Origin of the sequence: Sodalis sp. (in: enterobacteria), assembly GCF_047607725.1 — a bacterium.
In the GTDB taxonomy this organism is placed as follows: domain Bacteria; phylum Pseudomonadota; class Gammaproteobacteria; order Enterobacterales; family Enterobacteriaceae; genus JBLKSS01.
Window position 1 is genome coordinate 1 of the sequence record NZ_JBLKSS010000180.1, and the last position, 7909, is coordinate 7909.

General features: G+C 58.7%; 3 protein-coding genes and 5 pseudogenes. 7 read left to right on the forward strand and 1 reads right to left on the reverse strand.

Annotated features, from left to right (window positions below; translation table 11 throughout):
* Nucleotides 1-141: 141 nt before the first annotated feature.
* The 4 genes and pseudogenes from ACMX3H_RS15260 to tldD all read left to right on the forward strand — a co-directional run.
* Nucleotides 142-1407: a hypothetical protein gene (locus ACMX3H_RS15260; protein ID WP_415211439.1), complete on the forward strand. Its 1266-nt coding sequence runs from the start codon at nt 142-144 to the stop codon at nt 1405-1407.
* Nucleotides 1361-2101: pseudogene (locus tag ACMX3H_RS15265) on the forward strand (DUF3971 domain-containing protein). The gene ACMX3H_RS15260 and the pseudogene ACMX3H_RS15265 overlap by 47 nt, the downstream one beginning before the upstream one ends.
* Nucleotides 2102-2127: 26 nt before the next feature.
* Nucleotides 2128-3864: a YhdP family protein gene (locus tag ACMX3H_RS15270; protein WP_415211440.1), complete on the forward strand. Its 1737-nt coding sequence runs from the start codon at nt 2128-2130 to the stop codon at nt 3862-3864.
* A gap of 107 nt (nt 3865-3971) precedes the next feature.
* Nucleotides 3972-5414, forward strand: a pseudogene (tldD, locus tag ACMX3H_RS15275) (metalloprotease TldD); the annotation flags it as partial.
* Between the two features lie 182 nt (nt 5415-5596).
* Here tldD and aaeR read toward each other — a convergent pair.
* Nucleotides 5597-6528 (reverse strand): annotated as a pseudogene (gene aaeR / locus ACMX3H_RS15280) (HTH-type transcriptional activator AaeR).
* Between the two features lie 331 nt (nt 6529-6859).
* Between aaeR and aaeX the strand changes: the two are divergent.
* From aaeX to ACMX3H_RS15295, 3 genes and pseudogenes are all read left to right on the forward strand, one after another.
* Nucleotides 6860-7063 (forward strand): p-hydroxybenzoic acid efflux pump operon protein AaeX, encoded by a 204-nt coding sequence (gene aaeX / locus ACMX3H_RS15285; protein ID WP_415211441.1) that lies wholly within the window; start codon nt 6860-6862, stop codon nt 7061-7063.
* 7 nt (nt 7064-7070) lie between these two features.
* Nucleotides 7071-7622: pseudogene (locus tag ACMX3H_RS15290) on the forward strand (biotin/lipoyl-binding protein); the annotation flags it as partial.
* Nucleotides 7623-7742: 120 nt separating this feature from the next.
* Nucleotides 7743-7909: pseudogene (locus ACMX3H_RS15295) on the forward strand (IS21 family transposase); the annotation flags it as partial.

Genomic DNA, 7909 nt, shown 5'->3' on the forward strand with positions numbered 1-7909 from the left:
CTCAAACCGGGATGGAAATAAAAGTTATTAAAATCAATATAATGTGAAAATGCAATGAGCATAAGCGTGTAACGTAGGTTTACTGTCTCATACAACAAACCCACCAATAATTCAAGACGTCCTCCACGGGGCGCTTACCACTTGAACAGCTTTCGCCCGCAGATAGTCTCCGTATTAAATCGCGCTTTTGATGCCGACATCCAGCTGTGGCAGCTGCACGGCAGCTGGCAATCCTTCGGGCCGACGCTGGATATCGGGGGGATTGATGCCGCCACCGCCGATGAGCGGCTGCACGTGCAGCGCGCCACGCTGGCGCTGGACGTGTGGCAATCCTTGCTGCACTGGCGTTGGCAGTTCCGCGACGTGACCTTTTATCGCCTGCAACTGGATCTGAATACCACGCTGATGGGCCGGGATCACCAAGGTAGCCCCATCAGCTTCGATCGTCTTTCCAATCTTTTCCTGCGTCAGTTCGATCATTTCATCCTGCGCGGCAGCCAGATCACCTTTTTAACCCCTTCGGGCGAACGGACTCGGCTTTCCGTGCCGCAGCTCACCTGGCTTAATACCTCCAACCGCCACCGCGCGGAAGGCAAGATCAGCCTATCGAATACCGATGTGCAGCAGGGCGCGATCGACGTGCGTATGGATCTGCACGATCAGCAGGGGCTGCTGGATAACGGCAAAGTGTATCTCAAGGCCCAGGATATCGATCTCAAGCCGTGGTTTAGCCAGCTGCTGCAAAGTAATACCGGCCTGCAAAGCGCCGATTTCAGTCTGGCGGCCTGGCTTACCCTCGAAAACGGCGAAATTGCCGGCGCGGACGCGCTGCTTAGCCGGGGCGCGGCGCTTTGGCAGGACGGCGACCAGGCGCACCGGCTTGACGTCAATCAACTGGCGCTCCATCTCAGTAAGCGGCAGGATGCCTGGCAGATGGATGTGCCGGCGCTGACTATCGCCACCGATGGCCAATCTTGGGCGCCTGTCGCGCTGTCGCTTTTTTGGCTGCCGGCAAAACGGCATCTCTTTTTCCCCGATCGGGAAGGCGAGATCCGCCTACGCGCCCGCGGGCTGGCGTTGGAGCGATTCACCCCGTTGCTGCCGTTTATCTCGGCGGTGACGCCGACGCTGCGCGCACTGGCACGACCTGCAGCCGCGCGGCGAGCTTTCCGCGCTGGCGCTGGACATCCCGCTCAGCGACGCCGGCGCCACGCGTTTTCAGGCGCGCTGGCGCGATCTCGGTTGGCAGCCCTGGGAGTTGCTGCCGGGGGCGGACCATGTTTCTGGCGAGGCGGAAGGCTTGCTGGCCGCGGGGCGGCTGCAGCTCGCGCTGGACGACAGCACGCTACCCTATCAGAGCATGTTCCGCGCGCCGCTGGCCCTATCCCGCGCCCGCGCAACCTTTGATAGGCGCCACAACCCGCAGGAAGGGCTGGTATTATGGGGACGCAATATCGATGCCCAGGCACGATCGCTTTGGGCCAACGACGATTTCTATTTCCATAAACCGGTAAAAGGCGAGCCCTGGCTGGACATTCTTGCCGGTCTGCGCCTGGATGATGCCGCCGACGCCTGGCGTTATTTCCCAGAGCTGCTGATGGGGACCCGCCTGGTGGACTACCTGACGGGCGCGCTTAAAGGCGGCCAGGTAGAGAATGCCACTTTGCTGTTTGCCGGCAACCCCAGTCGATTCCCGTTTAAGCATAACGACGGCCAGTTTGAGGTGTGGGTGCCGCTCAAGCAGGCGGAATATCAGTTTGAACCCGGCTGGCCGGCGCTTACGCAGCTGGATATCGACCTGGATTTCGTCAACGACGGCCTGTTTATACATGTGCCGCAAACCGCGCTCGGCTAGGCTCGCGGTCGCAATATCGCTGCCAGTATTCCTGACTATTCCAAAGAAAAATTGTTAATCGATGCCGGCATCAGCGGCACCGGCTGCGCTATCCGCGACTATTTTCTCCAGACGCCGCTCAAGGCGTCGCTCGGCAAAACTCTCGATGAGCTGCAGGTCGGCGGGCCGGTGAATGGCGACCTGCATCTGGATATTCCCCTTGACGGTCAGCCGGTGACTGCGTCCGGCAATGTGGCGCTTACCTGAAAAATAACTCACTGTATATCAAACCATTGGGCACGACCCTACAGGGGCTAAGCGGTAATTTCCATTACAATAACGGCAATTTGGACAGCGCCCCTCTTGACGGGCAATGGTTTGGCCAGCCGATAGCGGTGAATTTCACAACCCGGGAGAAGCCCACCGGCTTTGATATTAACGTGGGCCTGAAAGGGGACTGGGCGCTTAATCAATTGCCCGGGCTGCCGGACGCGCTGATGGAATCGGTCAACGGCCGCGCGGCCTGGCAGAGCGACATCGCCGTCGCTTTGCCGCTGAAGGGAGAGACGCGTTATGAGGTCGCGGTGAAAAGCGATCTAAAAAATGTAAGCAGTCACTTTCCCCCGCCGCTGGATAAATCAGGTGGGCAGCCTTTCACGCTAGCAGTAAACGCCAAGGAGGACATGCACGCCTTCCTGTTAAGCGGCCACGCCGGCAGCCGCAACAGTTTCAATAGCCAATGGTTGTTGGGGCGCCAGCTCGCCTTGGCGCGCGGCGCCTGGGCGGACGGAGGCAAAATACCGCCGCTGCCGGCGGATAAAAGCCTGACGCTGTCGCTGCCGGCGCTCGATGGCGAAAATTGGCTGGCGCTGATGAAGTCGCCGGCGTCGGGCGGGGAAACGCTGCCGGCCGCACGCTTTCGTTTTCCCGATGCGCTGACGCTGTGTACCCCGGCCCTGACGCGGGGCGGGCAGGTCTGGCATCAACTGGCGTTAACCCGCAATAATGTGGCCGGTGGGAGCAGGGTGACGGCGCAAGGAAAGGAAATTAATGGCGTGCTGACCATGATCGCGAACGCGCCCTGGCGCGCCGACCTGGACTATCTCTACTACAACCCGGCTTTCGCCGACGCCAGCGCCAATGCCGCTTCGTCCCCCACGGCGGCACACCTAAACGACAGCGCTGGCTTCGCTGACTGGCCTGCGCTGGCTGTCGCCTGCCGCCAGTGCTGGATTAAAGGCCAAAATCTGGGGCGCGTCAGCGGCAATATCAAGCTGCAGCAGGATCAACTGATACTGACCGGCGGCGTGATCGACACCGGCAACGCCCGGCTGACCGCCGAGGGCAGCTGGTTGCGCAGCCGCCGCGAGAACCGGACGTCGCTGAAAGGGACAATGGAAGGGAAAGATATTGGCGCCGCGGCGGATTATATCGGCATGGATACGCCGCTGCGCGAAGCGCCCTTTCACCTGAATTACGATTTGCACTGGCGCGCGGCGCCCTGGCAGCCCGATATCGCGAGTCTGAACGGCGTGCTGCATAGCCAATTGGGCAAAGGCAAAATCGAAAATATCAGCAGCGGCAGCGCCGGACGCATCCTGAGGTTGGTGAGCTTTGATGCGCTGTTGCGCAAATTGCAGTTTGATTTCAGCGACGCTTTCGGCAAGGGATTTTATTTTGATTCGATCAAAGGCACTGCCTGGTTGAAAGACGGCACCTTGCATACCAACGATCTCTTGAACGATGGCCTGGAAGCGGATATCGCCATGACCGGCGATGTGGATTTCAACCGCCAGCATATTGATATGGAAGCGGTGATCGCGCCGGAAATTTCGGCGACGGTGGGGGTGGCAACGGCATTTGTGATTAATCCGGTGGTTGGGGCAGCGGTCTTTGCTGCCAGCAAGGTATTGGCGCCGTTGTGGAATAAGTTATCGCTAATTCGCTACCATATAAGCGGCAGCTTGGACGCGCCGGAAATACAGGAAGTTTTACGCCAGCCGCGCGCTCAGGAGGCCAAGTCGAAATAAAGGCCGGTTATTTGACGCCGACGGTGAATTGCCGCAGTCTATAAAGATGACGCATGCCTGTATTCGCGCCGTGGCGGGTCAAATCCATTTTTTAAGAGCGAGAACCTATGAGTCTGACGTTAGTCAGTGAGCATTTACTTTCGGCTAATCAACTGCAGCACAACCATCTTTTCTCTCTATTGGAGCAGATGAGCGCACGACGTCTGGACTATGCCGATCTCTATTTCCAGTCAAGCTATCATGAAGCATGGGTCATTGAAGACGGCATCATCAAGGAAGGGTCGTATAATATCGACCAGGGCGTCGGCGTGCGCGCGATAAGCGGCGAAAAAACCGGTTTCGCCTATGCCGACCAAATCACCCTGGCAGCGTTGAACCAAAGCGCGATGGCCGCGCGCAGCATCGTAAGTGACGCGGGCAGCGGCCGGGTGCATACCCTGGGCTCGGTGGCTTACCGTCCCCTATATCCGCCGTTGGATCCGCTCGCCAGTCTGCCGCGCGAGGAGAAAATCGCGTTGCTGCACCGGGTGGATAAAGCGGCGCGCGCCGCCGATGCGTGTGTCCAGGAAGTCACGGCCAGCCTGTCGGGGGTGTATGAGCAGATTCTGGTCGCTGCTACCGACGGTACGCTGGCGGCGGATGTGCGCCCGCTGGTGCGCCTGTCCATCAGCGTGCAGGTCGAGCAGGATGGCAAACGCGAGCGCGGCGCCAGCGGCGGCGGCGGCCGTTTTGGCTACGATTTCTTCTTGGCAGAGGTGGACGGCGAGGTGCGTGCCGACAGCTGGGCGCGGGAAGCGGTGCGGATGGCGCTGGTGAATCTCTCCGCCGCCGCGGCCCCTGCCGGCGCCATGCCGGTAGTGCTCGGCGCGGGTTGGCCGGGCGTGCTGCTGCACGAAGCGGTGGGACACGGCCTGGAAGGGGATTTCAATCGCCACGGCAGCTCGGTGTTCAGCGGGCAGATGGGCAAGCGGGTGGCGTCCGAGCTATGCACGGTAGTCGACGATGGTACGCTCGCCGGCCTGCGCGGCTCGCTGGCCATCGATGATGAAGGCGTGCCTGGGCAATACAATGTGCTGATAGAAAACGGCCGGCTGAAAGGGTACATGCAGGACAAACTTAACGCCCGGCTAATGGGGGTCGCGCCCACCGGCAACGGCCGACGGGAGTCCTACGCGCATTTACCGATGCCGCGGATGACCAATACCTACATGCTGGCGGGTCAATCGACGCCGGAAGAAATTATCGCCAGCGTAGAGCGCGGCATTTATGCGCCCAACTTTGGCGGCGGACAGGTGGATATCACCTCCGGCAAGTTCGTTTTCTCCACCTCGGAAGCCTATTTGATTGAGAACGGACGTGTGACCACGCCGGTGAAAGGCGCAACGCTCATCGGCTCCGGTATTGAGGCGATGCAGCAAATCTCGATGGTCGGCAATGACTTGGCGTTGGATAAAGGGGTTGGCGTCTGCGGCAAAGAAGGCCAAAGCTTGCCGGTAGGCGTGGGCCAGCCGACGTTGAAGTTGGACAAAATCACCGTGGGCGGTACCGCCTATAAGCCGCGGCTGACGTCGGCGCGGGAAGGCGCCGCTACCGCCATTAATCTCCTGGGCGCCGCAGGCCGCGGCGGCTCCCTTCCCGAACGCGGCGGGCCTACCATCGCCTCGAGCATATCGCCTTGAGCGCCATTGCGCCGGTGCCGCCGTTAACGCGGCGGGCGACAGCCCACCCCGGCTTAACCGACGCTGTCCTGGCGAAAGGTCTGATACATATCCGCCACCTTGCTGAAGTAGTCGGTGAGGTGGTTAATGCAGACCTGTACCTTCAGCGGCAATTTATCACGCGCCGTATACACCGCATATACCGGCCGCGGATCGGAGTGATAGTGGCTGAATAAAATCTCGACATTGCCGCGTTTTATCTCATCCAGGACCCACATAATCGGCACATAAGCGATGCCGGCGCCGGCGGTCAGCCAGCGGATCAGCGTTTGCGAATCGTTGGTGGCAAAGCGGCCGGCCGGCGACAAATGCAGCGTGATGCCTTCCGGCGCAATGAGTTCAAACTCGCTGTCCGGGCGCACGTCATATTCCAGCCAGGAGAAATTGGCCATGTCGCCGGGTTTTTCCGGCGTACCCCGCTGCGCCAGATAGCTTTTAGCGGCGCACACCACCATCGGCATCGATCCCAGCCGGCGCGAAAACAGACCGGAACGGAATCTTGCAGCTCGCCCACTCTTACCACCAGGTCCAGCCCGTCGGAGATAAGATCCGGCGCCGGAATACCGGTCACCAGGTTGACCGACAGGCCGGGATACTCCTTCAGCATCTCGGCGGTAATCGGCGCCAGAACATTTTGGGCCAGCGTCGAGGAACTGCCGATGCGCAGGGTGCAGATGGGCGTATTATTAAAGGCGAATAATTGCTCATGCACCTCATTGAATTCCTGCAGCATACGCCGACAGCCCTGGTAATAGATTTTGCCGGCTTCGGTCAGGTCGATGCTACGGGTGCTACGGTTAAGTAGCTTTACCTGCAAGTCATTTTCCAATTTCGCCACGGTCTGGCTGACGGAAGAGACGCTCATCTGCAGCCGGCGCGCGGCGCTGGTAAACGAGTTGGCCTCCACGACGCGGGCGAAAATCAACAGGCGTTTTAGTCTTTCCATATTCACTCTGGCTTAAAAGTGATTTAGATCACGTTATGTTGAAACCGACGGAATGTACAGGGTAATATAGCAATGTCGGTTCGCTTTATCGCGCACGCTAACCTGAAATAGCTTACCATTTTATTAGCTTTTTATAAATAGTAGCAATTTGAACGGGCTGTACACAATCGGCTAACGCCCCCTTTCCCGGAAAACGTCATCATTCCCCCAACGGGGTTTTATACTCATCCTGAGCGCAACCGGGGGGGGACGGCCTTTTGTCGCGAAATCCCTGTCAAGGCGGCGGACGGCAGCACAGGAATCGACATCGGTTACAGTTAAAGGAAAAAGTATGAGTTTGCTTCCGGTCATGCTGATCTTTGGCCTGTCTTTTCCACCGGTATTTTTCGAGTTGATCCTCTCGCTGGTGCTGTTTTTCGCGCTGCGCAGGCTATTGCTGCCCAGCGGAATCTATGATTTTGTCTGGCATCCGGCCTTATTCAACACCGCACTGTATTGTTGCGTTTTTTACCTGATTTCTTGTTTTTTCGTTTGAGGTCGTCGTGAAAACCTTCGCCACTAAAATCTTCCGCGTCGCTATCGCCCTGCTGCTGGTGCTGATAGCCGCCATCGCTATTTTCCGCGCCTGGTCGTTTTATACCGAGTCGCCCTGGACCCGGGACGCCAAGTTCACCGCCGATGTGGTGGCCATTGCGCCGGACGTCGGCGGCTTGCTCACCGATGTGCCTATTCGCGATAATCAACCGGTAAAGAAAGGCGATCTGTTACTCATCATCGACAAACCGCGTTTTCAAGAAGCGCAGGCGGAAGCGGACGTAAGTTATTACCAGGCGCTGGCGGCGGAGAAACAACGCGAGGCGTCGCGTCGGCGTAGTCTGGGGACCAACTCGATGTCCCAAGAACAGATCGATCAGGCCAGTAACGATTTTTCGACCGTCAGCCATCAGTTGGCCAAAGCCATCACGGTGAGGAATTTGGCCAAGTTGGACTTGGCGCGCACCGAAGTGCGGGCGCCAGCGGACGGTTGGGTGACTAACTTGAACGTTCACGCCGGTGAGTTCATCACCCGCGGCTCGGTTGCGGTGGCCCTGGTGCTGGTTCCGGTCACGTCCGATCACTGATTCCGGTCGCCCGATCAGCGATTCCGATTCTGTCCGATCGCTCATCTTCTGTTCCGCCATACTCTGGAGACTTTTAGCTTCCGGGGGTATGGCATGGCACGTAAAAAAAAGAACGCGAGAACAGATATGTGCATCTATATCACTGTATTACGCATGAAATTTGAGCAGCGTCGCTCGAATCGCACCATCGCAGCAGCGCTCGGCATCGGCTGTACCACAGTGCACGATATCCTCGGCCGATTCACGGTAGCTAACCTGGT

Coding starts and splice junctions, on each gene's coding strand:
- aaeX (WP_415211441.1), top strand. CDS start 6,860: ATGAGTTTGCTTCCGGTCATGCTGATCTTTGGCCTGTCTTTTCCACCG.